This window comes from Corynebacterium lizhenjunii (assembly GCF_011038655.2).
GTDB classification, from domain to species: domain Bacteria; phylum Actinomycetota; class Actinomycetes; order Mycobacteriales; family Mycobacteriaceae; genus Corynebacterium; species Corynebacterium lizhenjunii.
Map to the genome: position 1 here is coordinate 546,034 of NZ_CP064954.1, position 26,002 is coordinate 572,035.

A 26,002-nucleotide genomic window follows, 5' to 3' on the forward strand; every position below is an offset into this window, starting at 1 on the left:
GCGCGTGACTACATCTAATCCTCGCCCCGTCCTGGTGGTGGATTTTGGTGCTCAGTATGCGCAGCTGATTGCGCGGCGCGTGCGTGAGGCCAATATCTACTCCGAGGTCGTGCCAAATTCCGCGTCAGTTGAAGAGATTAAGGCTAAGCAGCCGGTTGCGCTAATTCTTTCCGGCGGGCCATCGTCTGTGTATGAGGACGGTGCCCCGGCGTTGAAACCGGAGCTACTGGAGCTGGGGATTCCGGTCTTCGGCATTTGCTACGGCTTCCAGGCTATGAACCACGCGTTGGGGGGCACGGTGGCCTCCACTGGAGAGCGCGAGTACGGCCGCACGGACCTACAGGTCACTGGCGGTGTGTTGCACGCCGGCCTGGAGGAAACCCATAAGGTATGGATGTCCCACGGGGATGCCGTGGCGCAGGCCCCGGAGGGCTTTGAGGTTACCGCTACCTCGGCTGGCGCGCCGGTGGCGGCGTTTGAGTGTCTGTCCAAGCGTATGGCGGGTGTGCAGTACCACCCGGAGGTGCTGCATTCGCCGCACGGCCAGGAGGTGCTCACGCGCTTCCTCACCGAGGTCGCTGGCCTGGAACAGAACTGGACCGCAGATAACATCGCGGAGCAGTTGATTGCGCAGGTGCGCGAGCAGATCGGGGAAGACGGCCGCGCCATTTGTGGCCTGTCCGGTGGTGTGGATTCCGCCGTGGCGGCCGCGCTGGTGCAGCGCGCGATTGGGGATCGCCTGACGTGCGTCTTCGTGGATCATGGGCTGTTGCGCGCGGGCGAGCGCGAGCAGGTGGAGAAGGACTTCGTGGCCTCGACTGGCGCGAAGCTGATTACGGCCGATGAGCGTGAGGCTTTCTTGTCCAAGTTGGCTGGGGTCACGGACCCGGAGGCCAAGCGTAAGGCGATTGGTGCGGAGTTCATCCGCTCTTTTGAGCGCGCCGTGGATCAGGCCTTGGATGGCGAGGACACCGCGTTTTTGGTCCAGGGCACCTTGTACCCGGATGTGGTGGAGTCCGGAGGCGGCGATGGCACCGCGAATATCAAGTCCCACCACAACGTTGGCGGTTTGCCGGATGACGTGGAGTTTGAGCTGGTAGAGCCGCTGCGCTTGCTGTTTAAGGATGAGGTCCGCGCGGTCGGCCGGGAGCTGGGGCTGCCGGAGGAGATCGTGGCGCGCCAGCCTTTCCCGGGCCCGGGCCTGGGCATCCGCATTATCGGTGAGGTCACCGCGGAGCGGCTGGAGATCCTGCGCGAAGCCGATCTGATTGCCCGCACGGAGCTGACCAACGCCGGTTTGGATGCAGAGATTTGGCAGTGCCCGGTGGTGCTGCTGGCAGACGTGCGCTCTGTGGGCGTGCAGGGCGATGGCCGCACCTACGGCCACCCGATTGTGCTGCGTCCGGTGTCTTCTGAGGACGCCATGACCGCCGACTGGACCCGCATCCCGTATGAGGTGCTGGAGAAGATCTCCACGCGCATCACCAACGAAGTCAAGGACGTCAACCGGGTGGTCTTGGACGTGACATCCAAGCCGCCGGGAACCATCGAGTGGGAGTAAGCCCCTCCGGGTACCTCAGGCGCACGCCCGAAGCCAGGGCGCCTGAGGCGCGCGCCCGAAGCCGGGCGTCCGCGGCCGTACCCTGCGCGCGGCGGCTAGTCGCGGAAAACCTGCCCGCCCAGCTCGATGCTGGTGGCGTGGGCGGGGTTGAGCAGCTGAGGCATCGGGAAGCTGAGGTGGCAAACGTGCTCATCGCAGGCGGCAGCAGGAGAAGCCGCCGTAACCGTCTCGCCGCCCAGATGCACGCGCGCGGGGCCAAGGCTGTTTAAGTACTCGTCCACGCTGTGCCCCTCCGGCACGCCCTGCACCTCGACGTTGAGGGCAATCGGCGACAGCGACATCGCCGCGACATTCCCAGCCGGGTTAAACGGACGCGAGGCATCTTCGTAGTTCAGCGCGAAGTTGAGTGTCCACTTGCCGGGGGCAATTGTCTGCGGGTGGGCATCCGGCGCGGCGTCTTGGCCCGGGAGGGCTTGCAAATCTTTGAGCGTGACGTGGAGATTTTTGCCAATGAGCTCATCGCCGCTGAGCATGAGCTTCTCCACGTATTGGATAGATGGCTCAGTGGGGTCCGCATCAAAGAAATAGGAGCTGCCCGCGTAGCTCGCCGGCGTGCCGCCGCGGGCCGAGATCGTGGCGTCCGCAAACCCCGCTCCCAGCAGGCCACCGGCGGTAGGCGGCAGGTCTAGCGGGCGGCCATCAGTGCGCTCGATGCTATAGACCACGGCGATATTGTGGGCATCGCCAAGCACTTGCTCCGCGCGCACGCGCACGCCCTGGTCCTCGGCCACAGCACCAATCGGCCTGCCGATGCGCTCCACAATCTCCGTATCCGCCGCCGTTCCAAACAGGTCCTGCACCAGGTCCAGGTTGAGGTTGCCGGCGGCCACGGCGCTGAGCCCGCCGCCTGCGAGCATTGCCGCCGCGATGGCAGCCGCGACGTGGCGCCGTCCCCGGCCCGTGCTTGCCGATGCCGCCCCCGGCCCGGCCGCACTGCCTCGTGCTGTACTCAGCCCCGCCGTGTCGGCGTCGCCTGTGCTTGGCCTGGCCGTGTCTGCCGATGCCGCCACCAGCCGCTCCACCAGCGCCTGCCGCTGCGGCAGGGGCACGTGCTGGGAATCGAGCTCGGCGCGCAAATCTTCGCGAAAGCGGGTGTCAAAGTCGGTGTTCATGGGCGTGCTCCATTCTGGGTGAGGGTGTTCTTCAATGCCCGCCGGGCGCGGTGCAGGTGCTGGTAGACGGCGTCGCGCGATGCCCCGGTGAGCTCGGCGATTTCTGCGGCGTCATAGCCTTCGTAGTAGTACAAGTACACAGCCAGCCGTTGGGCGTGGGGCAGTTGCGCCACCGCTTCGGTAACGGGCCCGGCGCTCGCTCCCGGCTCGGAGTAGGACTCGCCGTAAGAGCCGGAGCCGGCGCTAGCCCCCGGCTCGGGGTAGGGCCCGCCGTAAGCTCTCGCGTAAGGGCTGGAGCCGGTGGCGGGGAGGGCATCGGCAAGCAGGGCATCGGCAGGCTGAGTGTCGGCGCGTAGACGGTGCGCGGCACTGCGCAGTACGTCCCTGCAGGCGTTGATGGCTACGCGCAACACCCATGCTTTCTCATGCTCCGGGCTGTCAAAGGGGCCGTGCGTGAGCAGTTTGAGCAGGACTTCTTGGGTGATGTCCTCGGCGTCGTGGGGGTTGCGCAGATATGTCATGCATAAGCGCAGCAGCGTGTCGGAATAGGTATCGACCGCGCGGCGCGCTGCAATGCGTCTGTCCATTGTGTCTCCTTCGCTCTCACCATTAATACGGTCGAGCGGCCGAGAATCTGACACCGGGCACCGAGAGGCGGACCAGCGGGCCCGCTCAGGCGTGGCATAGGGGGTGCGGTGGCAGGCCAGCGGGCCCGCGCACCCCCTCGGGCCGACCAGGGCCCGCGCGCGGGCCGGCCTATTCGTGGCGCAGGGCTTCGATGGGATCCAGCTTGGCCGCGCGGTTGGCGGGGTAGAAGCCGAAGAACAGGCCAATGGCCAGGGAGAACAGCAGCGATACCAGCACGGCGGAGAGTGGCGGGAAGACGAAGGCGCCCATGAGGTTGGCGCCCACCATGCCGGCGATAGACCCCAGCACAACGCCAATGAGCCCGCCAATCAGACAGACGATAATCGCCTCGATGACGAACTGGACGCGGATGTCACGCCGGCGCGCGCCCAGGGCTTTGCGCACGCCAATTTCGCGGGTGCGTTCAGTGACGGTGATGAGCATAATGTTCATCACGCCAATGCCGCCGACTAGCAGCGAGATGCCGCCAATGGCCGCGATGACCATACTCATCACGGTCACCATTTTGTTGAAGCTGGCCAGGTCCTCGCTGAAGTCGGAGACCTTGGCGCGGTAGTCCTCATCGTTGGCGTAGAGCGCGTCGACGACTTGCTGCAGGTGGTGGCCCACGGCCTCTTTGTCCTGGCCTGCGGCGGCGCGCACGCTGATGTTGCTAAACGCCTCCCCGGCAAGTGGGCGTTCGGAGATGTCGGCCTCTAGGGGGTAAGGCACCAGGGCGTAGTTGTTGGGGGCGCCGCCAAACAGCGCGGAGGTATCCGGCGGTGAGTACACGCCCACCACGTTGAGGCTCAGCAGCTTGCCGTCGCTGCTTTCAAAGTCCAGGGATTGGCCGATGGCACTGGCAAAGTCCGCACCGTAAAGCGCGGTGGCCAGCTCGTTGGAGATGACCGCCACGGTGCGGGCAGAAGCAATGTCTTCTTCGCTCAAGGAGCGTCCGGCCTCGATGCGGTACTGGGAGGACGTGATGTAGTCCGGGTTGGTGGGCTGGATGCTGCCTTCGGTGTCGGTGGTGTCATCGACGGACAGGGTGCCGGGGTAGGTGGCGTATTCGCCCACGATCAGCGAGGAGATTTCTTCCCCCATGGCGCTGCGGATGCTGGCCAGCATGTCTTCGGTGAGGTAGGCGTCTGCTGGGGCGCCTTCGCCGCCGCCGAAGGGGTTGGCGTCGGTGGAGATGTCTGGTTCGCCGGGTTCGGGGCGCTCCTCCACAGCGACGGTGAAGTTATTGGCGCCGAACTTATCCAGGTCGTTGGTGAACTGCGTTTTGAGTGCTGCGCCCAGGGTCAAGATGGCGATCACGGCGGCGATGCCGATGATAACGCCCAGCAGGGTCAGCGCGGAGCGCATCTTGTTGGCCCGCAGGCTGCGCAGGGCAATGAGGACGGATTCGCTTACGCTCATTGCAGCCTCCCGTCGATCATGGTTACGGTCCGGCTGGTTTCTGCCGCCAGCTCGGGGTTGTGGGTAATAAAGATGATGGTCTTGCCCAGTTCTCGGTTGAGCTGGTGGAACAGGTCCATGACCATGCGCCCGGTGTGGGAGTCCAGTGCGCCGGTGGGCTCGTCGGCTAAAAGGATGTCTGGGTCATTGGCCAGGGCGCGCGCGATGGCCACGCGCTGTTTCTGGCCGCCGGAGAGTTCATTGGGGGCGTGGTGCATGCGGTCGGTCATGTCCACCATCTCCAGGAGTTCTTTGGCGCGGGTGGTGCGTTGCCTTTTGGAGACCCCGGCGTAGCCCATGGGCATTTCCACATTGGACAGCGCAGACATGCGCCCGATGAGGTTGAAGTTCTGGAACACGAAGCCAATTTTTTGGGCGCGGAAGGTGGCCAGCGCGTTGTCGGAAATGCTGAGCACGTCCACGCCGTCGAGGTGGTAGCTGCCGGCGGTGGGGTGGTCCAGCAGCCCGATAATGTTCATCAGGGTCGATTTACCGGACCCGGATTGCCCCACGATGGAGACAAACTCCCCGGCTTCGACGCTCAGGTCGCACCCCGGCAGTACGGTAATTTCGCTGTCTTTGCCCTCGTTGAAGCGGCGGACTATGCCGCGCATGTCAATGAGCATTAGGCTTGGCCCTTGCTTGCCGATGCCCCGGCTGCCCCACCCTCGCCAGTGGTTCCAGCGTCCTTGGTAACAGCGTTCTTGGCTGTGGCGCCAGTTGCGGCGGCAGCGTCCCCGTCGCTGCCGCCGCCGGCCGCACCGCCGTCGCCGAGGACCTGCACCGGCTGGCCGACGAGGTCTAGGTGGGTCTCCGCCTGGGAGATGATGGCGTCGCCCTTGCTCAGGCCCTTGTCGATGGCCGCGTTGAGCGAAGACTCCGTGCCCACGGTAACTTCTTGGCGCTCGACCACGCCGTCGCGTACGCGCAGCACATAGGATTTCTCGCCCTCATGTATAACGGCGGACAGGGGGACGCTCAGAACGCCTGTGCGCTCATCAGTAATGATCTTGACCTTGGCGGTAGAGCCCAGACGCAGGCCCTCGCGGGAGCCTTCCACCTGGATTTCTACCGGGAACTCCGCAGAGTTGCGGGCAGAACCGGACTCGCTGCCTGCGGCCTCGGACTTGGCGGCCTCGCTGGTAGGCGAGATGAAGGTGACTTTGCCGCGGAAGGTCTTTCCCGGGGCGCTGGGCGAGGTGAAGGTGACTTTGTCGCCGATGCTGATGTCGGAGATGTCTGCCTCCTTGACCTTGACGCGCACGCGCAAGACGGAGTCATCGGTCACGGTCAGCAAGGCGCCTTGGGCTGGCTGGCCGGTGGTGGCATTGACGGCGGTGACGACGCCAGCCAAGGGGGTGCGCACGGCGGCATCGGAAAGCTGAAGTTGCAGGGACTTGGTGGCGATCTCCGCACTGGCCCCGGCAGAGGCAGCACCCTTGAGGGCGTGGTCAACGGCCTGGGAGCGGGTGTCGATCTGGTGCTGCACGGCCATCTCAGCGGCTTGCAGGCCTAGTTCGGCTTCGGAGACCCCGCGGTAGGCGGTGGCGGCGGCGCGGGCGTGGCGGGCGGCCTCGGCGTCGTGGGCTTCGAGTTGGCGGGCCAGGGATTCTTCGGCCTCGGTGAGGTGGCGGCGGGCGTCAACGACCTTGTCATCGGCCTCGGTCAAGTTGATCAGCGAACCCACCACGGAAGGCCCATCTGCCTCCGGGGAGGCGTTTTGGCTCAGCGCCGTCAAGCTGGCCTGGATGGCACTGTTGTGCGCGGTGCTCAGCGCGGAGCGGGCTTCTTTGACTGCGGTGCGGGCTTGGGCGACCTCGGGGGAGTCCGGGCCGTCGTCGCGCTGGTGGACGGCGTCATCGTAGGCACTGCGCGCCTGGTCCACGGCCGCCTTGGCGGAGTTGATTTCCGGGTTCAGCCCGCCGGCCACGCTGTCTTGCAGCTGGGACAGTTGCAGCTGGGCGGATTCAATGTTGTTGTACGCCTGCTGTTGCTCCACTGCTTGGGTGGCGCGCTGGGTGTCGAGCTCGCGCTGGGTAGCGGTGGTGTCGATAGTCGCCAGCAGTTGCTGGGCCTCCACGCGGTCGCCGACTTTGGCATCCAGGGACTGCACGGGCCCGGTCAGGGTGGTGCTCAGCGCTACTTCGCGCTGGCCAGCCACGGTGCCGGAGGCGGAGATTTCCGTGGACAAGTCCGCGGGGGCAACGTGGGTGATGTCCGCGGCAGTGAGGATGGCCTCGGAGCTGTTGTGCGTGAGGGCGAACACCCCGCCAGCACCGGCGAGGGCCAGCACGCCGAGTCCGGCGGCAACCGCAATGGTCTTCTTCGACATAGACTAGAAATCCTTATAGATGCAATTGTTTGTTTAATGGCAATGGATGCAGGTTACTTCACCCCCGCCGCTGGGCCCAGCCCTGACGGGGGAGTCTTAGCAACTTCTCACCATTACTGCAGTCTGCGGGGGTGGCGCGGGGCCCTATTTAGGGGGACTGTTGAGGAAGTCTGTTTAGGGACGCTTCACCTCGATGGAGCCAATTTTGGTGCGCACGTTAATGTCTAGCAGCGGTTCGGCTGCGCTAGAGGTGATGCTGCCGCCTTCGCCGCAGTTGCGGCTACCGATCCGCGTGGTGCACTCCAGCCGGTAGGGCAGCTCGCGCGGCAAGGTCAGCTCCACCGAGCCCACGTTCACGCTGATGTCTATCGCCACCGGCTGGCCGGGTGTGCCGCGTTGGGCGGCCAGCGCGCGCAGCTCCTCAGCGTTGTTCAACTTGGACAGGTCGAGCTCAATGCTGCCCGTGTTCAGGGCGTATTCGCTGCGCAAGGCTGCGGCATTCTCAGGTGCTTCCACTATTTCGCCAATGCCCTTGTTTTCCGGGCCGGCGACCCCAACAAAAACCGTCAGCGCAATGACGGTGAGGGCAATGGCAATGATTCCGGACGCCCGCGAGCCGGACTTCTTGCCCCGTGCTTTGCTTGCCGATGCCCCCGGCCCAGCCCCAGCCGTGCTGCCGGCTTTGCCACTGGCGGCGCCATCGAGCTTGTCACTGGCGGCGCTATCTACGCCGCCAGTGTCCGGCAGGTCCCACAGGTCTGGGGCGACCCCTAGCGGATCCCACTGCGGCGGGGCCTGACGCCCCGGCGGGAAGGGATAGCCAGGCACGGGGGTAAAGGCTGAGAAGTCGAGGTCATCGGAGTTGCTGGGGGCATCGGCAGACTGAGCAGACTGAGCAGACTGGGCAGGGGCGGCCAGCAAGCCTGCGGGCGGGTGCGGCTGGCGCTGGTGCAGCAGGTACCACCCGCCCAGCCACAGGGCGGTGGCCAGCAGGGGGCTGAGGCTAAAGCCTTCGCCAATCAGGGGGCCCATCCCGGCAACGGCCAGGAAGAAGAAGATCAGACCGATGGCCAAGCCTGCCTCGTTCTCGGGGCCATCGCGGCGTCCCAGAAGATCGTCGATGGGCGCGGAGGCCTTGCCGTAGCGCGGCATACACATCCAGGCCAGCAGGTAGGCGGCGACACCGGTTCCCATCATCAGCGTGGTGACAACGAAGATGATGCGAATGAACGTGGGGTCCACGCGGTAGCGCGCGCCAATGCCCTCGCACACCCCGGCCAGGCGGGCAGAGGAGCCCTGGGAAGACGGGATGCGCGGCGGGCGGGTGGCCCACATGGCGCGCAGAGTGGCGCCGAAGGTATCAGCTGCGGCAGGGTCTTGCGGCGCGGACCCGCCGGGTTCTTGGGGCGCAGATTCGTGCGGAGAAGAGTTGCTCATGACTTTTAGTATTGGCGCGTGCCTGGGCAAAAGCTATAGGGGAACGCCCTGATTTTCACAGATCAGGGTAATCCCCGATCTGCGTGCGGGGGCGGGCGTGCCACTATGGAATGCATGGATAAAGCAGCACTGGGCCCGTACAGGACGCCGGAGAAAGCACGGCCCTATCCGAAGATGGTGCGCCCCCAGACCGGGCGGGTTATCGCCGGGGTAGCCGGGGGCGTGGCCCAGCACTTGGGCGTAGACGTGCTGGTGGTGCGCGGGACCTTTATTGTGCTGAGCTTGTTCTCTGGATTCGGGGCGGTGCTCTACGCGGCGCTGTGGATGTTCATCCCGGTGGCCCAGGGCCCGGCCCCGCGCTCGCGGTGGGAGATGCCCCACGGGGCACATGTCGGCCTGGCAGTGCTAGGGGTGCTGGCCGGGCTGGCGGGCACGGTGGCCATGAGCGGGCTGAGCCTGCCGGTGCTGGTACCGGTGGCGGTGGTGGTCCTCGGCGCGCTGATAGCCTGGCTGGCCTACGACCGGGGCCTGGACTCAGCCATGAGCGGGTTGAGCATCACCCTGGGAAGCCTGCTGGTGCTCGCGGGCGTGGTGCTGAGCGTCTTGCGCTGGAATGGCGGCCAGGACTTTGGCCCGGCGCTGCTGGCGGTGGCGCTGACCGTGGTGGGATTAGGTGCTCTGGTGGTGCCGCTGCTGCTCAAGCTGTGGCGCTCGCTGGCGCAGGAGCAGGCGGGGAAGGCGGCATCGGAAGAAAGGGCAGAGATTGCCGCGCGCCTGCATGACTCCGTGCTGCAGACCCTGGCGCTGATTCAAAAGCGTGCCCAAGACCCCGGGGAAGTGGTGCGCCTGGCGCGCGCCCAGGAACGCGAGTTGCGCGGGTGGCTTTTCGATGCCCCCGCAGTCGCCGGGCCTGCCAGCGCCGGACGTGGCAGCCATGGGCCCACCACCTCTGGGCCCACCACCTCTGGGCCCACCAGCGTCTTTTCTGCCCTGGAGGCTGCGTGCGGGGAGGTCGAGGACCTATTTGGCGTGCGGATTAGCCCCGTGCGCGTGGGCGAGGACGCGGCGCTAAGCGATGCCACCAAACTCACCGTCCAAGCCGCGCGCGAGGCCATGGTCAACGCCGGCAAACACGCGGGAGTAGAGACCTTGGACGTCTATGCGGAGAACCTGGGCGGGCAGCTGTCCATCTTTGTGCGCGACCGCGGCGTGGGCTTCGACCCGCAGGCCGTGCCGGCGGACAGGCATGGGCTGAAGGACTCCATCCAAGCACGCATGGAGTCCGTGGGCGGGCGGGCCCGGGTGCGCTCCGCCCCCGGGGAGGGGACCGAGGTTGAGGTCACGGTAGCGTTATAGCCATGGTGAGAGTCTTTTTGGTCGATGACCACTCCGTCTTCCGCGCCGGGGTGCGCAGCGAGCTGGCCGCAGCAGCTGACATTGAAGTGGTGGGGGAGGCAGGAAGTGTGGCGGTGGCCCGGGAGGGTATCGGCAGGCTGAGCCCCGATGTGGTGCTGCTGGACGTGCACATGCCAGACGGCGGCGGGCTGGCGGTGCTGCGCGGCGCGACCGGCCCGGCATACCTGGTGCTGAGCGTGTCTGATGCCGCCGAGGACGTTATTGCCCTCATCCGCGCCGGGGCCCGGGGCTACGTGACCAAGAATATCGATGGCGCTGAGCTTGCCGAGGCCATCCGCCGCGTCAACGGCGGCGACGCGTACTTCTCCCCACGGCTGGCCGGGTTCGTGCTCGACGCCTTCGCCTCGGGGGCGCCTGCCCCGGAACCTGCTGGCGAGCCGGAGCCGCTGCACGATGAGGTGGTGGATGCCCTCACGCCGCGCGAACTAGAAGTGCTGCGACTGTTGGCGCGCGGCTACACCTACCGGGAGATCGGGCAAGAGCTGTTTATCTCGATTAAGACGGTGGAGACGCATGCGTCGAATATCTTGCGCAAGACGCAGCAGTCTAACCGCTACCAGCTCACGCGTTGGGCAGCGGACCGCGACTTGGATTAGAACAGTGCTTCGTTAAATAGCGGCGGTTTTGCACCTCTGAGCAGGGGTGTTTGAAAGTGTTCGATTCGGGGTTCATAATGGACCGGTGGATCAAATGAGCGTTCGAAGTCTGGGTGCTGATAAGTTGGCGCGCATCGCGCAGCTGCGCGCACAGATGGCGCAGATGGGCAGCGCCGCCGTGGTGGATCTGGGTGCGGCCACTGCCCCTAATGCCGCGCTCGATGCCGCTCAGGGCCTTGCAGATTCCGCCGGGGTCGTTGCCGGTGCCGCGGGCGCTGCGGGCGCTGGTGCTGTGGGTGCGGGTGTCGCGGGCAAGCTGCTGGTGGTCCCCGGGGACTTGGCGGGCATCCTGCCGGGCGGCGGACTAGCGCGGCAGCGAGTAAGCAGCCTCAATGACTGTCCGGCGCTAGCCGTGGAGCTGGCCACGCAGGTAACCAGTGCGGGCGGCTATGTGGCCGTGGTGGGCTGGCCAGAGCTGTCCTTAGCGCGGGTGGTAGAAGAAGGTGAACCCGGCAGGCTCATCGCTGTGCCCGAACCGGGGGAGCAGCCCTGGCAGGTCAGTTGCACGCTTGCCGAAGGCTGCGACCTCGTCATCCACCACGGCCCCCAGGTCAAACTCAGTCCCACCCAAGCGCGGCCGATTGCCGCCAAAGTGCGGGCGGGGCGTGCTGCGTTGCTCGCGGTGGGCCCGCGGTTGCCGGGGCCAGCAGTGGAGTTGCAGGCGGAGGTGACGACGTATCGGGGTATCGGCAGGGGGCGCGGTCGAATCACCGGCCTGGATGTTGAGGTGCGCGCGCGTGCGGCCGGTACCACCCGCCGCGGGGTAGTTACATGCGGCCGGGCGCGGACTCTGGAGCTGGCGTGAATGTTGCCGCAGCCGCGCCGGCGGGCAAGGCGTCCAGCGCGGGCGCGAGGGGTGGCCGGCAGCGGAGCGCGACCGAGAAGACCGGCGCGGGCGCGGGGATGCGGATCGCCGCGCTGTGGTTTCCGGACTGGCCGCTGCAAGCCGCCGGAGCGCAGCTCAGCGTTCCCGGGGCGGTGGTCTCCCGCCACCGGATAGCCGTGTGCAATGCGGCGGCACGGGCCGCTGGGGCGCGTCGCGGCATGCGGCTGCGTCAAGCCCAGGCGCTGTGCCCGCAGCTGCAGGTGTTCGACGCCAACCCACAGCGCGATGGGGCCGTGTTTAGCCAGATTGTGGAGTCCATCGATGACGTCACCGCCTCCATGGAAGTCCTGCGCCCCGGCATGGCGGTGGTAGACATTACTGCCGCGGCGCGCTTTCACGGAGGCGAGGACGCGGTGCTGGAGATGCTTCTCGATGCTGTCGCCCGCGCCGGGCTGGACACACAAGCCGGGGCGGCCGACGAGCTGCCCACCGCACTGCTTGCCGCACGCGCCGGAAAGGTGGTGGCGCCCGGCCAATCGCGGGAGTTCTTGGCCACCCAACCGGTGTCCAGTTTGGCGGCCGAAGTGGCGCTGGGCTGCGACGCCGACCTAGTGGAGCAGCTGCACAAGCTGGGGTTGCGCACGCTAGGCGAGTTGGCCGCGTTGCCTTCCGCGCAGGTCGCCACGCGCTTTGGGCGCGCCGGGGCGCGGGCGTGGGGTATCGCCAGTGCGGTGCCTGACCGCCGGGTGGCCCCCGCTGAGGTTCCGGCGCAGCTGAGCGTGAGCATCCAGCCCGAAGAGCCCATCGAGCGCGTGGATGCCGCCGCCTTCGCCGCCCGCCAGCTTGCCGCGCAGCTTCACGCCCGCCTGGCCGCTGCGGGACTGGTGTGCGTGCGCTTGCGCGTGCGCGCGGAACTTTCCACTGGCCAGCACCTGGAGCGGATGTGGCGCACCACGCAGGCCCTGGAGGAAGCCGCCACCGCAGACCGCGTGCGCTGGCAGCTGGATGGATGGTTGACGCAGGGTGGCGGCGGGGGCATCGTCGGTCTAGAGCTTGCCCCGGCGGAGGTCGCGGCCCCGGGGCCGGGGCAGCTGTGGGCGGCTGGGGCTAGCGATGAGCAGATGCGCCGGGCGGTGGCGCGGGTGCAGTCCCAGCTGGGCATCGACAAGGTGGTGCAGCCCCGGGCGGGCGGCGGGCGCGGGGTCGCAGAGCGCGTCGAGCTGACCCCCTTTGGTGAGGCCCGGGACCCGGCACCGCAGGGCAGTTGGCCCGGGCGCATTCCGGCCCCGCTGCCGGCGCGCCTGGGCGGCGGGGTGGGGCACCCGGCTGCCCGCATGCAGCTTGTCGATGCCGCCGGCCAGCCCATCATCGTTACCGCCGAGGCCCTGCTCTCCGCCGCGCCGCACGCCGCCCGGTGGGGTGCGCAGAACTACTATGTCGCCGGGTGGGCCGGGCCCTGGCCGGTGGATGCGCCGTGGTGGGACGCGCACAGCAGCACGGGGCGGGTGGCGCGGCTGCAACTGGTGGGCCAGCGTGAAGGCGAAGCCGTGCAGCGGGCGTGGTTGCTGCAGTGGAGCCAAGGTGCTTGGCGGGTAGAGGCGGCCTACTTTTAGCCCGCGCCGAAGCCGGGCGTGGTGCCGCCCCAGCTAGGCGGAACGCTGCCGAAGCTGGCTGGCTGTGCACCCCGCGCCGAAGCAGCTAGGCGGAACGCTGCCGAAGCTGGCTGGCTGTGCACCCCGCGCCGAAGCCTGGGCCGGGCACGCCTAGGCCAGGATGTCGATGACCAGCCGCGTGGGCTCTTTGAGCACCTGCACGGAGTAGGCGTGCGGTCCCTTGAGGCCGATAAAGAATTGCGAGCGCCCCTCGAAGGTTCCCGCCGGAACCACCTCGGTCACAAAGCCGCCCTGGCCGGACACGGTGCCCAGGCGCGGGTCGGGGACGTTGAGCTCAAAGGGCAAGACGGTGCCGTCGATATTGACGTTGAGCACGCTGGTGCCAGAGACCTGGATAGTCTTGCCGGACCCCTGTTGGGTGGGGGTGTCGGTGAAGTCGATGAACCAGCCGGGCTCCCCGGTGCCCACCAGGTCAAAGACCACGCGCTCGAAGGTTTCATGCTTGCCGGTGCGCACGTCGGCGACCACCAGTTGCGAAGGGGCGGCGGGGCGTTGGGTTTTGAGCTCCGTGTTGGCATCGCCCAGCGGGGTTAGTCCGGCGGCAGGCGCGGTGCGCAGGGCTGCGGTCTGCGTGGACGGCGCCGGGGCGGGGGCGCTGCAGGCACCGAGCACCAGTGCGCACCCGGCGGCAGCTACTGCGCAGGCTGCGGGGGCGGGGGCGCAGGCAAGAACGCAATGCTGGCGCTTCCGACGGCCAGAGAAAGCAGAAAACATAACCTCCAACCTATAAGCGTTAGTGCAGAAATGGCCAATTATGCAGGCTTGTACAATTGCCGAGCATGAACGTGTGCTCATCCTACCTGGCCGAGCCCCTGGCCGGCACCGCCAAGCAAGAGTCTGTCTATGTGCTGTTTGAGTGGCCCGGCGGCTGGTCGCGCGACGTGCTCGACGGGGAGACCTTCGGGGCGGAACTGACCGGGAAGCTGCGCGCCAAGCTCAAGGGGGTGGCGGGGCTGCAGCTAATTCGCCGCCCGGGGCGCGCGGGCCGCCAGGTGGGCAAGATGCACCGCTGTTACCTGGTGTGGGCGCGCGAAGCGGTGATGGAGATGGTGCTGCTGACTGGCCCGGAGCAGATTCTGGACCTGGATTTGACTGGGCCTGGCCGCAACGGGGGTGGGGTCATTGATGCGCCGTTGATGCTGGTGTGCACGCACGCGAAGCGGGATCAGTGCTGCGCGGTCAAGGGCCGTCCTTTGGCTGCGGAGTTGGACCGGCAGTTTCCGGCGTCGTTGGTGTGGGAGACGTCGCACACTAAGGGGCACCGTTTTGCGCCTTCGGTGTTGCTGATGCCGTGGGGGTATTCCTTCGGCCGACTCACTGCGCAGGCCGGTGCGCAGCTGTTGGCTCGGGCGATTGAGGGGAAGTTCTTTGTGCCAGCCAACCGTGGTTCTGGCCTGTTGTCGCCGCGTTGTCAGGTGGCGGAGCTGGCGGTGGCGCAGCTGTTGCTCCAGGCGGGGGAGGAGCTGGCTTATGGGGCACTTGAGCTTGCCGATGCCCCCTCATCCACCAGCCCCGTGCGGGTCACCCACCCAGACGGGCGGGCCTGGGATGTGGCGTTGGAGCAGCGGGAGGTCGCCGGGGTGGTGTCCTCGTGCGGGGATGAGCCGAAGACAGCCCGCGCGTGGGTGCCGCGCACTGAGCCGGTGCTGGTGCTGGGCACCTAGCTGGCTTTGGGGCGCGGCGCCTGGCCGCCGGTGGCGCGGGCTCGGCTGGCGCTGCGTGACCGGGCGGCGCCGCGGGCTCGGCTGGCGCTGCGGGACCGGGCGGTGGTGAGGGTGCCGGAGGGGGCATCGGCAGATTAGCGGGCAGACTAGCGGCGCATGATTTTGGCGGAGAGCCAGTTGCCGAAGAACTGGGCGGCCTGCACCAGGACGATGATGATGAGGGTAGCCACCACGGTGACTTCCCACTCGAAGGAGCGGTAACCGTAGACGATGGCGAAGTCACCCAGGCCGCCGCCGCCCACATAGCCGGCCATGGCGGACATGTCCACCACGCCGATGAAGAGGAAGGTGTAGCCCAGCACCAGCGGGCCGAGGGCCTCCGGCACGATGACGGAGGTGATGATCTTCCAGGGACTTGCGCCCATGGAGCGGGCGGCCTCAATGACGCCCGGGTCGATGGCCACCAGGTTTTGTTCCACAATGCGGGCCACGGCGAAGGTCGCGGCGATGATCATGACGAAGGTGGCGGGGTTACGGCCGATGGAGCCGCCCATGACCGCCATGGTCAGCGGCTGGACGAAGGCGAGCAGGATAATGAAGGGGATGGGGCGGACGAAGTTGACCGCCAGGTTGATGAACAAGTAGATGAACTTGTTCTGCAGGATTCCGCCCGGGCGGGTGGTGTAGAGCAGCACACCCAGGCCCAGGCCCAAGATGCCGGCGACCAGCATGGTCACGGAGACCATGATGAGGGTGTCGACGATGGCTTCGCCCAGGGTGGGGCCCAGGCGATCCCAGTTGGCTTCTGCGAGGTGGGTTACGGTCATCGCTGGATCTCCTCAATGTCGGTGGTGGCCTGCAAGGTGGTGTAGAAACGGTCGATGGCCTCGGCCGGCCCGCCTAGGCGGACGGTGACTTTGCCAAAGGAGCGCTGCTGCAAGGTGGTCACGCCGCCGTGGACAATGGCGATGGATCCGCCATCGGCCTGCAGTTGGCTCGCGGCGGTAAAGAAGCCGGAGTGCTCGGTGAGGTTGATGGTAAACAGGCGGCCTTCGTGGGCCAGCAGATCATCAGCCTCTACGACGTCCGGGGTGTTGCGCAGCGAGGTGGCCACGAACTTTGCGGCCGTGTCGGTCTGCGGGTTGGAGAAGACCTCAAAGACGGAGCCCTTTTCGACTACCCGGCCGTTTTCCATCACCACCACGGTATCCGCGATGGAGCGCACCACTTCCATCTCATGGGTAATGACCACGATGGTAATGCCCAGCTCCCTGTTGACCTTGCGCAGCAAGTCCAGCACCTCTTGGGTGGTGGTGGGGTCCAGGGCGGAGGTGGCTTCATCGGCAAGCAGCAGGGAAGGGTTGGTGGCCAGGGCGCGCGCGATACCCACGCGCTGCTTCTGGCCGCCAGAGAGCTGCTCAGGGTAGTTGCTGCCCTTGTCTCCCAGGCCCACGAAGTCCAGCAGTTCTTGGACGCGGCGGGTGCGCTCCGCCTTGGGTACGCCAGCTAGCTGCAGCGGGTAGGCCACGTTGCCGGCGGCAGTGCGTGAGGACATGAGGTTGAACTGCTGGAAAATCATGCCGATGTTGCGGCGGATGCCGCGCAGCTTAGCTTCCGGCAGGCCTACGATGTTGGTGCCATCGAGGAGGACCTCGCCGGACGTTGGCGTATCCAGTGCGTTAATCATGCGCACCAGGGTGGACTTGCCGGCACCGGAGTAGCCGATTATGCCAACAATCTCACCGGGCTCGATGTCGAAGGTGATGTCATCGAGAGCCAAGGTCTCAGTCTTGTTGTTGTTAAAGACCTTGGAGAGGTTGCGAAATTGGATTCGCGTGCCCTGGGAGTGTGTCACGGGCAGGGTTCCTTACTTGTTGCGGGGTGGGCGGTGGCGGACCGCGGCCGGACGCGCGGGCGCCATGTGGAGAGTCGAAAGCCCGGACCGGTGGCACGCGGTCCGGGCGGTTCCATGCGGAAGGCTTCCCTTCCGGGAACGGAGGTTAGGAGGATTGCTTCTCCAGGCGCTCGAGGATCTCCTGCAGCTCCTCACGCGGGCGGTCCACGGCGATGGCGGAGTTGCCAGAGGACTCCAGCACGGCGGCCGTAACCTTCGGGTCCTTCCACAGCTTGGCCAGGTCGTTGAGGGCCTTGTCATCGACGCTGTCGGCGCGCACAGCCCAGACGTTGATGTAGGGCTCGGCTTCCTCGTTGTTCGGGTCATCGTAGAACAGGGCGTCTTCGATGGTCACGTTGGCGTCGCCCCAGAAGGAGTTGTTGATAATTGCCGGGCGGCCCTCGTTGTAGCCGGTGGGGGTCTGGGCGGCATCGACTGGGGTGACGGTGACCTTGGACTTGGCCTCATCCAGGTCTGCCGGGGTGGGGGTCAAGATGTTGGAATCCTTGAACTCGACCAGGCCAGCCTGCTTGAGCACTAGCAGGGCGCGGCCCTGGTTGGTGGAGTCGTTCGGGATCACCACGGTCTGGCCCTCGATGCCCTTGAGGTCGCTGTGATCCTTCCAGAAGATGGCCAACGGGTAGATTTCGGTGGACGCCAGCGGCACCAGCTTGGTGTTGTTGCCCTTGTTGTACTCGGCCAAGTACTTCAGGTGCTGGTACTTGTTGGTGTCCAGCTGGTCTTCGGCCAGTGCCTGGTTGGGGGTGGCGTAGTCGCCGAAGTTTTGGATCTTGATGTTGTAGCCAGCTTCTTCTGCTAGCTCTTCGAAGATGGCCCACTCTTCCAGGTTGGAGTCGGTGGTGCCGATACGGATGGGGCTGGAGGATTCTGCGGAGCCTGCCTCGGTGGAGGAGTCAGAGCTGGAGCAGGCCACCAGGGTGGTGGCGGCCAGGGCTGCGACGGCAGTGGCCAGGGTGCGGCGGATGTGCATGGGTGGCACTCTCTTTCTGCGTTAATTGGGGTATTGGTCAGTTTTTAACAGTTGCCCAACCTAGCAACGGTTGAACAGCTTTGTCTACTTGTGTGTCAAGCCGGCGAACAGCCCGGATAGAACAGAAATTCTACCCTGTGTTAGGGTGGTGGCGTCAAGTGAGGAGGTTTCTGGTGCGGTTTAATGGTGGCGAGGCCCTGCCGTGGTCCCGTGTGGAGCGCATTCTTTCCGGCCGTCCCGGCCCGGTCCCGGTTCCGGTGGACCATCTTGCCGATGCCCCCTCTACCGCCGCCAGCTCTGCTGGTGCCGCGCCGGTGGGTGTTGGCCAGGGGGCGGTGCCTTTTGCCGAGCTGCACGCGGTGTCTGCTTATTCCTTCCTTGATGGCGCTTGTGAGCCGGAGGAATTGGTAGATCGCGCCGTGGAGCTGGGTCTTTGTGCGCTAGCGGTGGTGGACCGTGATGGCTTTTATGGGCTGATGAAGTTCGTGGAAGCCTCCGCGCGTGCACAACTGCCCGCGCTCTACGGCGTGGAGTTGAGTCTTAACGAAGGTGTACTGACGGTGCTGGCGCGCTCGCCGGAGGGCTACCGCAGGCTCAGCCGCCTGGTGGCGCGCGCCCGCATGGACGCGGGTGAAAAAGGTCGCGTGAGCTACCCGCCACTGCCAGACGTGCTCACGGCTTTGGGGGAAGAATGCGTGTACCTGCTGGGCTGGCAGTGGGTAGAGAAGATCGACACCTTTATCGAGAGAATAAAAATAGACTGCTTGGTACTCGAATACGAGTCCACCCAAACCCCAGAGGACGCCGACCACCATGCTGAGCTGGACAAGCTCTCCGGCCTGCGCGCTATCGCCACCGCCTGCCCCGCGGCGGCAACCCGCAGCCAAGCCCGCCTGGCCGCAGCCAAGCGCGCCCTGGCCCGCCGCGACAACCTAGCCGCAGCAGCCCCACACCTGCACCCGATGGGGGCTGGCTGGCTGCGCTCCGGGCAGCAGATGCTTCAACTCTTTCCCGGCCGCGAGGACCTCATCGCAGCCACAGTAGATCTAGCCCGCGAATGCACCTTCACCTGGTCCGCACTTGCCCCGCGCCTGCCAGACTTCACCGTACCGGATGGGCACAGCGAACAAACCTGGCTCGAGCACCTGACCTGGCAACGCGCAGCCCACCGCTATGCCAGCAGACCTGAGGAAATCTGGACACAGGCGCGGCGGCAGATAGGCCATGAGCTGGGGGTCATCGGCAAGCTAGGGTTCCCGGGCTACTTCCTCATCGTGGCGGACCTGGTGGACTTTTGCCGCAGCCACAACATCTTGTGCCAAGGGCGCGGCTCGGCGGCGAACTCCGTGGTGTGCTTCAGCCTGGGCATCACGAATGCGGAGCCGGTGTCTGCGGGGCTGCTCTTTGAGCGTTTCCTGTCCCCGGACCGCGACGGCCCGCCCGATATTGACATTGATATTGAGTCCGGACGCCGCGAGGAAGTGATTCAATACGTCTACCGCCAGCACGGGCGCGAGCGCGCCGCCCAGGTAGCGAACGTGATTAGCTACCGGCGCAAAGGTGCGGTGCGCGACGCCGCCCGGGCGCTGGGCTACCCGCAAGGCACCGCCGACGCCTGGGCCAAAGGCATCCACACTCCGCCCGCCGATGTGGAATCCCTGGCGCAGCAACTGCTGGGGCAGCCGCGTCACCTGGGCATTCACTCCGGAGGTATGGTGCTGTGCGACCGTCCGCTTGCCGATGTCGTGCCCACCGAATGGGCGCGCATGGAAGGCCGCTCCGTGCTGCAATGGGACAAAGACGACTGCGCCGCCGCCGGGCTGGTGAAGTTCGACCTGCTGGGGCTAGGCATGCTGGAGGCGCTGCACCACATGCTGGACCTGGTGGAAGAGACCACCGGGCGCACCATCAACCTGTGGGAACTGGACCTGACGGACCCGCAGGTCTACGCCATGCTCAGCCGTGCCGATGCCGTGGGAGTGTTCCAGGTGGAATCCCGCGCGCAGCTGTCTACCTTGCCGCGGCTGAAACCGCAAAAGTTCTTTGACCTGGTGGTGGAGGTGGCGCTGATTCGCCCCGGGCCCATTCAGGGCGGTTCAGTGCACCCCTATCTGCGCCGCCGCGACGGCCTGGAACCGGTGGAGTACGACCACCCGGTGCTGGAGAAATCCCTGGGCAAGACCTTGGGTATTCCGCTGTTTCAAGAGCAATTGATGCAAATTGCCGTCGATGCCGCCGGGTTCTCCGGCGCCGAAGCCGATGACCTGCGCCGAGCCATGGGCTCCAAGCGTTCCCCCGCGCGCATGGCCGCGCTGCGCCAGCGTTTCTACGACGGGCTGCGGGAAACCAACGGCATTGAAGGCGCCACCGCGGACCGGCTGTGGCAAAAAATCGTGGCCTTCGCCGCGTATGGCTTCCCGGAATCTCACGCGCAGTCTTTTGCGTCGCTGGTGTATTTTTCTGCGTGGATGAAGTACTACTATCCCGCGCAGTTTTGCGTGGGCCTGTTGCGGGCGCAGCCGATGGGCTTTTACTCCCCGCAGTCGCTGATTCAAGACGCCCGCCGGCACGGCATTAAGATTCTGCCGGTAAGTGTGAATGACTCCGGCTCACAGGCTCGCGTGGTGCGCGCCACTGATGGCAGCTTCGCTATTCGCCTGGGCCTGAACCTGATCAAGGGCTTGGGCGGCAAGGCTGCCGCCCGCATCGAGTCCGCCCGCGCCGCTTCGCCCAACGCTGCCGCCAGTCCCGCCCGCGCCGCTTCGCCCAACGCTGCCGCCAGTCCCGCCCGCGCCGCTTCGCCCAACGCTGCCGACCCTGGTGCGCCGTTTGCCGGGATTGCGGACCTGTCGCGCCGCGCGGACTTATCCGTCGAGCACGTCGAGGCCCTGGCCGCTGCCGGCGCCCTCGATTGCCTGGGCGTGGACCGCCGTCAGGCCTTGTGGCAGGCCGGCGTGGCCGCCACTGAACGTGCCGACATGCTGCCAGGGGTCTCCGCGATTACTCCACCCGCGCTGCCGGGTATGTCCGCCTTTGAGCTTCTGGCGACCGATATTGCGGCTACCGGAGTGACGCCCGATAGCCAGCCGATGCAACACCTGCGCACCCACCTCCACCAACGCGGCGTGCTTACCGCGGCACAGTTGCCTGCGGCGGAAGATGGCTCGCGGGTGTGGACGGCGGGTATCGTTACTCACCGCCAGCGCCCACAGACAGCGGGCGGCGTGACCTTCTTTGGCCTGGAGGATGAGACGGGGCTGATTAACGTCATGGTCACTCCAGGGTTGTGGTCCCGGGATCGGCTAGTGGCACGCACGGCGAAGGTCTTGCTCATTCGGGGTATCGTGCAAAACGCATCCGGCGCGGTGACCATCGCTGCGGACAAACTAGAGCCGCTCAACATCGGCGAGTGTTTCTCCCGCGGTTCCCGGGACTTCCGCTAGCTCACCCAGCCCGGCTTCGCTAACTCACCCAGCCCGGCTTTCTGCGTCGGGAATGCACTTGCCCAGCCCGGCTTTCTGCGTCGGGAATGCACTTGCCCAGCTCCAAGCCTGCTCATCTTCGCCCATGGCATTAGTGCTTGTTGCATCAGGAATTGGATGCACGCACGTCTGGCCCCTTCCGCGCGCTTTTTGTCGTCGCGGTTGGGGCTGTGTGCTTTCCGATGCCTCCCGCTCCCTACCATCAGCAGTCCTTCGGGCTGATCAGCCACCTGGCCGGAAGGCTTCGAACTGGTCAGTTGGCCAGCGGTTAGCTTTCCGGTGGCGGTGTTGCCTGTCCGTAGGCTTCCGGTGGTGGTGTTGTCTGGTGGTGGGCGGGTGGTGGGGAGGTGGTGGGTGTGGCTGATGGCGGTGCCGCTATGGGCCGGGTTTGTATTGGTGGGGCGCCACCGGGTGCTTGCCACCCAACCCCGGTACCCATGCGCACCATCCGACCCCGGGCTATCGGGATGCCATCTGGCGGGTGGTCTTCGTTAGCACCGTTATGGTGCGGACACAATGGGGTCAGATTCGACATGTTGGTCTGGCCACCCTGGTTCCAGGGGTGGATGTGGTGAATCTGGCACTTATCAAACGGCAAGTGGCAGCCTATCCAGGAACATTCTGCTCCCTCGGCGAGTAGCAATAAGCGTTGCTTAGAGTTAGCGGTCCGCGAATAACGGTACAAATCCAGAGGACCATGCTCACGGGAGAGGGCTGCGATAAACCCGTAGTCCAGACACAACCGCTCCAACAAGTCCTTGCCGGTCAAAATGGCGCCGTTGGAGGCGCGGACGCGGATATCGGCATCGGTGGGATACCGCCCGGGGTTGTGCATCCGGTCGACGAACTCACAAATCTGATCAATGTAGATGGGGATGATTGGGATGTAGCGTTGTTTGCCAGCGCCCCCGCCCCTGAAGGCTGCCAGGAAGCTTTCTACTTGGTCTTGAGGGTCAACCACGGCGTGGACGTCCATGATGTCCACAGACTTGCCCGTGGCTTTGAGCGTGGCTAGCCCATTAGCGTGATGGGTAAGGCTTACGCCTTCTTTAACTTCACGCGGCTTGGCTAGTTCTTTTAGCTGCTCACGCGCAACGGCCTCGATCTCAGCGGCAGGCGTCTTGCAGAGTTTGACGCGTAGTTTCCATTTGCCGAGTTTGTCGGCAACTCGCCTGGTTTTGGTCTCGATGAGGTCGAGGGCGAAGATGCTGTGTCCTTGGGTGCGGGCGGCGGTGATGGCTTTGTATTGCAGGCCAGTGTAGGTGGTGGGTCCGTAGTAGGTGGTGTGGAGGGTGATGGTTTTGGCTGCTGCTAGTGGGCACCAGCCTTGGGCGACGAGGCTTTCTACGGTCTCACCGGCTAGCTCGGCGAGACCGTCAATAAAGGCGCCAGGCGCTGTGGGCCCTGGTCCTATTAGCGTCGTCTCGAGGTTCATGGCATCGACACTAAACCGGCCGGTATTGCCTGCGCAAGGGTTAACTAGTGAGGTGTCTAATGGAGTGTGCAATGAGGGTAAACTTTGGGCGGATCTACCATGGCGACGGGTGTACCCGGATGGGGGTGGAGCAACCCAGATTGGGGGTAGGCCAATCGCGGCGCACAAGCGGGATTGTGGTCGGGATGTCGGCGGCAGGGCATGGGCACAGGCCACGCGTAGACGGCAGGCGGTAGCGATGGTGGTCGAGATATTGGCGCCGGGTCGTGGAAACGGGTCACGCGTAGGCGCCGGCCGGTAGTGAGGGCAGTCGGGGTGTCGGTGCCAAGCCGCGGAAACGGGGCCGCGTGCTAGGGCCCGGTCGTGGAAACGGGTCACGCGTAGGCGCCGGGAGGTAGGGGATGGGGAGCAATGCGCGAAGCGCCAGGCCGCGAGATTTGGCAGGCGGGGACGGGGGTTAGGTGGTGGGGTCGGTGGCATCGGCAAGCTCATCGGTATCCATGGCCAGGGTGATGGTGCCCAGCAAGGTTTGGGAAGTGCCGAGGGCCAACACGCCGGCCAGCATGCCCAGGGCGCGGACGATTTCTGGCCACGGGACCTGGCCGGGGGCGAGGTCGAGGAGGGGCAGGCACAATGCGACCAGCATTAACCCCAGCAGGGCGAAGAATGCGAAACGCCAGGAATTGGAGCGGGCGCGGTCAATGCGGGCGCGCTGGTATTCGTCCGCCTGGGCCGGATCGAGGTTCAGCTTGCCGATTGCCCCCTGGAGCCGGGCCAAAAATACGCCCGCGGTGACAATGCCGATTGCCCACAACGGCACGGCCACCAGATAGGACAATGGCATCGCCACCACGCCAGCCAGCGCGGGGACAAGCGCAGCCAGCGAGATGTAGAGGTTGCGAGTGCGGGCGGACGTGGAGCCCGGGTTGGTACGGGTGCGGCCAGTGTGGGCGAGGTCGGTGTGGGTGCGGGTGGATTTAGGCACGGCGTTCTCCTTCGGAGGTGGGGCGGTAGATTTCGGTGGACATGGGGGTGAACTCGTTGCGGGAGAACACGGCTTCTACGGGCAGGTCAAAGACTTCGCAGATATTGAACGCGAGGTCCAGGCTGGGGGAGTGGTCTCCGCGTTCGAGGGCGCCGATGGTTTGGGGGTTGACCCCGATGGCACTGGCAAGCTCGGCGCGCGAGAGGTCCCGCTCCGCCCGGAGTACCCGGACCCGGTTAAAAAGCGGTTTTGTCGGTTTTCTTTTTGGGCACATGCCCCTAAGTGTTGCATAAACCCAATGCCCCGTGAAGAATAGACACCGACACATCCGCGCATCCGGCATGCACGGGTGCTAGCCGCACGGCTGACCACGAGCCCCCACATCCGCGCGTCCGGTCTGTACGGGTGCTAGCCGCACGGCCGCCCATCAGCCCCACAACCGGGGTTTGTTACTGTGGCCAGCATGACTTCACACCAGCCGCATACCCCCGTGCCGGAGTACATGAACCCGGTGTCGCCCAAGCTGACCACCGCGCGCTACTTGAGCAACCTGCCCTTCTGGGCGGTGTTGGCCTTGGCCGCGGCGGCGGGCGGTTTCTTTTGGGACTCGTGGCTGTACTGGGCCGCCGGGGTATGCGTGGCCATGCTGGTGTGGCTGGTCTGGCTCATTCCGGCACAGGTTAAGAACATGGGCTGGCTGGAAACTGAGGACGAGCTGCTGATTACCAAAGGCAAACTCTGGCACACGTTCACGGTGGTGCCGTATGGCCGTATCCAATTCGTTGACGTCACTGCGGGGCCCATTGAGCGCGCGTTGGGGATGAAGACGGTGGAGTTGCACACGGCATCGGCAGGCACGGATGCCAAGGTCAGGGGCTTGCCGACGCAGGAGGCGGACGCGCTGCGGGAGCGCCTGGCGGTCCAGGCACGCGAGAGGATGAGCGGACTGTGATGGATTCTTTGGCTGAGCAGGGCTTTCGCCCGGTGCACAGGCTGACGCCGTTGCTGCGTTTTTGGTCGGCGATTTTGGCGGTGCTGACTATTGGGCTGCTCAACATTGGTGCGCAGGGCTTTAACGATATTGCGCATTTCCTCAGCGAGGGCCACTGGGGTGCGCTGCTGCGCGGCACGTTGATTGGTCTGGGTGGTTTTGCGGCGCTGTGTGCGGCGTTGTGGCTGGTCTCGGGGGTGTGGTGGCGCCGGATGGGCTACCGGGTGGATGGCGAGGAGATTTCGTTGCGCCACGGGTTGTTGACCACGGCGCTGCGCAGTGCGCGCTATGACCGCATCCAGGCTGTGGATGTGGTGGAGGATGTGATTGCGCGTATTTTTGGCCTGGCGGTGGTGCGCGTGGAGACGGCCGGCGGTAATTCTTCTGTGATTCAGATTGCGTACCTGCGCAAGCAGGAGGCCGAGGCGCTGCGTCAGGAGATTATGGGCCATGTGCGTGGCGCTGGTCCTGCCGTGTCTGCCAGTGCCCCCTTGCTTGCCGATGCCCCTCTGCCTGCCGGTGACCCTGCTGCCGCTGCCGACCAGGCGCCTGCGCTGATTGAGCAGGTGCCTATCCAACGCACACTGCTGGCCGAGGCTCTGCGACCAATGGCGTTGGTGCTGCTGGTGGCGGCTGGGGTGGCGTGGTTTACTCCGCTTTCGGCGGCCGTGCTGTTGCCGATGGTGGTGGGTATTGTGCCTTCGCTGTGGAATTTGGTGGATTCTTCCTGGAAGTTCACGCTGGTCTGCGATGAGTCCGCGGGCAATACGGTACTGAACTTGCACTATGGCCTGGCGGACCGGCGCCGGCAGACTATCCGTTTGGACCGGATTCACGGCGTGCGGGTGGCGCAGCCGTTGTTGTGGCGGGCTTTTGGCTGGTACCAGGTGCATGTCTCCGTTGCGGGTTATGGTTCCGCCGCGGGCAAGGCTTCTGGTACTACGCGGATTCTGCCGGTGGGTACTCGCGAGCAGGCGATGGAGCTGTTCCGGGTGGTCTCGGCGCTTTCGGCAGCAGAGATTGAGCAGTATGCTCGCCCGGAGGGGCACACCCAGCCCACGTATACCTCGCCGTCGAAGGCGTGGCTGGTCTCCCCGGTGGACCTGCGCCAGCAGGCCGTCACGTTGCACAATGGCGTGGCCATCGTGCATAAGGGAAGGCTGTCGCGCCGCGTGATGGTGGTGGAGACCTCCCACATTCAAGAGCTGACGTATAAGGCCGGGCCGCTCAGCCAGCTGCTGGGCATTGCCACCGTGCGCTTTGATCTGGTGGGTGGCCCGGTGCGCATGGCCGGTGCGAACCTCACGCCTGCCGATGCCACCGCTTTACTCACCCGCCTGCGCCAGCGCCGGCTGCCCGGCATGCCCACCCAACCCGAGATCGCGCAGCCCTAGACGGC

Annotated in this window: 22 protein-coding genes; 9 read left to right on the forward strand and 13 right to left on the reverse strand. The window is 65.7% G+C overall.

The genetic code is table 11. From position 1 onward, the window contains the following. The first annotated feature begins 4 nt into the window (after window positions 1–4). Window positions 5–1,561: a glutamine-hydrolyzing GMP synthase gene (guaA, locus tag G7Y31_RS02610; RefSeq protein ID WP_196823606.1), complete on the forward strand. Its 1,557-nt coding sequence runs from the start codon at window positions 5–7 to the stop codon at window positions 1,559–1,561. A gap of 95 nt (window positions 1,562–1,656) precedes the next feature. On the opposite strand, the gene G7Y31_RS02615 is transcribed toward guaA, so the two are convergent. From G7Y31_RS02615 to G7Y31_RS02640, 6 genes are all read right to left on the reverse strand, one after another. After that, on the reverse strand, window positions 1,657–2,733 hold the full coding sequence (locus tag G7Y31_RS02615) for a DUF4179 domain-containing protein (RefSeq protein ID WP_165008373.1): 1,077 nt from the start codon (window positions 2,731–2,733) through the stop codon (window positions 1,657–1,659). Then, window positions 2,730–3,320 carry an RNA polymerase sigma factor gene (locus G7Y31_RS02620; protein ID WP_165008375.1) on the reverse strand — a complete coding sequence of 197 codons (591 nt, stop codon included), beginning with the start codon at window positions 3,318–3,320 and terminating at the stop codon, window positions 2,730–2,732. The genes G7Y31_RS02615 and G7Y31_RS02620 overlap by 4 nt, the downstream gene beginning before the upstream one ends. 169 nt (window positions 3,321–3,489) lie before the next feature. Beyond that, window positions 3,490–4,782, reverse strand: a complete 1,293-nt coding sequence (locus G7Y31_RS02625; protein ID WP_165008377.1) for an ABC transporter permease — start codon at window positions 4,780–4,782, stop codon at window positions 3,490–3,492. Next, window positions 4,779–5,447 carry an ABC transporter ATP-binding protein gene (locus G7Y31_RS02630; RefSeq protein WP_165008378.1) on the reverse strand — a complete coding sequence of 223 codons (669 nt, stop codon included), beginning with the start codon at window positions 5,445–5,447 and terminating at the stop codon, window positions 4,779–4,781. The genes G7Y31_RS02625 and G7Y31_RS02630 overlap by 4 nt, the downstream gene beginning before the upstream one ends. After that, a complete protein-coding gene (locus tag G7Y31_RS02635; protein ID WP_196823607.1) occupies window positions 5,447–7,153 on the reverse strand; it encodes an efflux RND transporter periplasmic adaptor subunit in 1,707 nt (568 codons plus the stop codon). The genes G7Y31_RS02630 and G7Y31_RS02635 overlap by 1 nt, the downstream gene beginning before the upstream one ends. Before the next feature lie 174 nt (window positions 7,154–7,327). After that, a complete protein-coding gene (locus G7Y31_RS02640) occupies window positions 7,328–8,590 on the reverse strand; it encodes a PspC domain-containing protein (RefSeq protein WP_165008380.1) in 1,263 nt (420 codons plus the stop codon). 114 nt (window positions 8,591–8,704) lie between these two features. Here G7Y31_RS02640 and G7Y31_RS02645 point away from each other — a divergent pair, with 114 nt between their 5' ends. The 4 genes from G7Y31_RS02645 to G7Y31_RS02660 all read left to right on the forward strand — a co-directional run bounded on the left by G7Y31_RS02645 (window position 8,705) and on the right by G7Y31_RS02660 (window position 13,101). Further along, window positions 8,705–9,946, forward strand: coding sequence for an ATP-binding protein (locus G7Y31_RS02645; RefSeq protein WP_280527297.1), 1,242 nt, complete (start codon window positions 8,705–8,707; stop codon window positions 9,944–9,946). Window positions 9,947–9,948: 2 nt separating this feature from the next. Then, the gene (locus G7Y31_RS02650; RefSeq protein ID WP_165008382.1) at window positions 9,949–10,602 is read left to right on the forward strand and encodes a LuxR C-terminal-related transcriptional regulator; all 654 of its coding nucleotides are present in this window, start codon (window positions 9,949–9,951) and stop codon (window positions 10,600–10,602) included. A gap of 94 nt (window positions 10,603–10,696) precedes the next feature. Continuing rightward, window positions 10,697–11,467, forward strand: a complete 771-nt coding sequence (locus G7Y31_RS02655; RefSeq protein ID WP_165008384.1) for a hypothetical protein — start codon at window positions 10,697–10,699, stop codon at window positions 11,465–11,467. A 98-nt stretch (window positions 11,468–11,565) separates the two neighbouring features. After that, on the forward strand, window positions 11,566–13,101 hold the full coding sequence (locus G7Y31_RS02660) for a DNA polymerase Y family protein (protein WP_165008617.1): 1,536 nt from the start codon (window positions 11,566–11,568) through the stop codon (window positions 13,099–13,101). A 150-nt stretch (window positions 13,102–13,251) separates the two neighbouring features. On the opposite strand, the gene G7Y31_RS02665 is transcribed toward G7Y31_RS02660, so the two are convergent. Next, entirely contained in the window at window positions 13,252–13,875 is a 624-nt protein-coding gene (locus G7Y31_RS02665; RefSeq protein WP_244977426.1) for an AMIN-like domain-containing (lipo)protein, read from the reverse strand. 65 nt (window positions 13,876–13,940) lie between these two features. Between G7Y31_RS02665 and G7Y31_RS02670 the strand changes: the two genes are divergently transcribed. Next, the gene (locus tag G7Y31_RS02670; protein ID WP_165008386.1) at window positions 13,941–14,825 is read left to right on the forward strand and encodes a ferredoxin family protein; all 885 of its coding nucleotides are present in this window, start codon (window positions 13,941–13,943) and stop codon (window positions 14,823–14,825) included. A 146-nt stretch (window positions 14,826–14,971) separates the two neighbouring features. Here G7Y31_RS02670 and G7Y31_RS02675 read toward each other — a convergent pair whose 3' ends face one another. The 3 genes from G7Y31_RS02675 to G7Y31_RS02685 all read right to left on the reverse strand — a co-directional run bounded on the left by G7Y31_RS02675 (window position 14,972) and on the right by G7Y31_RS02685 (window position 17,710). Continuing rightward, entirely contained in the window at window positions 14,972–15,652 is a 681-nt protein-coding gene (locus G7Y31_RS02675; RefSeq protein ID WP_165008387.1) for a methionine ABC transporter permease, read from the reverse strand. Then, window positions 15,649–16,680: a methionine ABC transporter ATP-binding protein gene (locus tag G7Y31_RS02680; protein ID WP_235922916.1), complete on the reverse strand. Its 1,032-nt coding sequence runs from the start codon at window positions 16,678–16,680 to the stop codon at window positions 15,649–15,651. The genes G7Y31_RS02675 and G7Y31_RS02680 overlap by 4 nt, the downstream gene beginning before the upstream one ends. A gap of 145 nt (window positions 16,681–16,825) precedes the next feature. Further along, window positions 16,826–17,710 (reverse strand): MetQ/NlpA family ABC transporter substrate-binding protein, encoded by an 885-nt coding sequence (locus tag G7Y31_RS02685; protein ID WP_165008389.1) that lies wholly within the window; start codon window positions 17,708–17,710, stop codon window positions 16,826–16,828. A 173-nt stretch (window positions 17,711–17,883) separates the two neighbouring features. Here G7Y31_RS02685 and G7Y31_RS02690 point away from each other — a divergent pair, with 173 nt between their 5' ends. Further along, entirely contained in the window at window positions 17,884–21,153 is a 3,270-nt protein-coding gene (locus G7Y31_RS02690; RefSeq protein WP_165008400.1) for an error-prone DNA polymerase, read from the forward strand. Window positions 21,154–21,460: 307 nt separating this feature from the next. Here G7Y31_RS02690 and G7Y31_RS02695 read toward each other — a convergent pair whose 3' ends face one another. The 3 genes from G7Y31_RS02695 to G7Y31_RS02705 form a co-directional block, all read right to left on the reverse strand. After that, window positions 21,461–22,627 (reverse strand): HNH endonuclease signature motif containing protein, encoded by a 1,167-nt coding sequence (locus tag G7Y31_RS02695; RefSeq protein WP_165008402.1) that lies wholly within the window; start codon window positions 22,625–22,627, stop codon window positions 21,461–21,463. A 457-nt stretch (window positions 22,628–23,084) separates the two neighbouring features. Continuing rightward, the gene (locus G7Y31_RS02700) at window positions 23,085–23,612 is read right to left on the reverse strand and encodes a hypothetical protein (protein WP_165008404.1); all 528 of its coding nucleotides are present in this window, start codon (window positions 23,610–23,612) and stop codon (window positions 23,085–23,087) included. Beyond that, window positions 23,605–23,886 carry a helix-turn-helix transcriptional regulator gene (locus tag G7Y31_RS02705; protein WP_165008406.1) on the reverse strand — a complete coding sequence of 94 codons (282 nt, stop codon included), beginning with the start codon at window positions 23,884–23,886 and terminating at the stop codon, window positions 23,605–23,607. The genes G7Y31_RS02700 and G7Y31_RS02705 overlap by 8 nt, the downstream gene beginning before the upstream one ends. Before the next feature lie 228 nt (window positions 23,887–24,114). Here G7Y31_RS02705 and G7Y31_RS02710 point away from each other — a divergent pair, with 228 nt between their 5' ends. Beyond that, window positions 24,115–24,564, forward strand: a complete 450-nt coding sequence (locus G7Y31_RS02710; RefSeq protein WP_165008630.1) for a PH domain-containing protein — start codon at window positions 24,115–24,117, stop codon at window positions 24,562–24,564. Next, window positions 24,564–25,997 carry a PH domain-containing protein gene (locus tag G7Y31_RS02715; protein ID WP_165008639.1) on the forward strand — a complete coding sequence of 478 codons (1,434 nt, stop codon included), beginning with the start codon at window positions 24,564–24,566 and terminating at the stop codon, window positions 25,995–25,997. The genes G7Y31_RS02710 and G7Y31_RS02715 overlap by 1 nt, the downstream gene beginning before the upstream one ends. Window positions 25,998–26,002 lie beyond the last annotated feature (5 nt).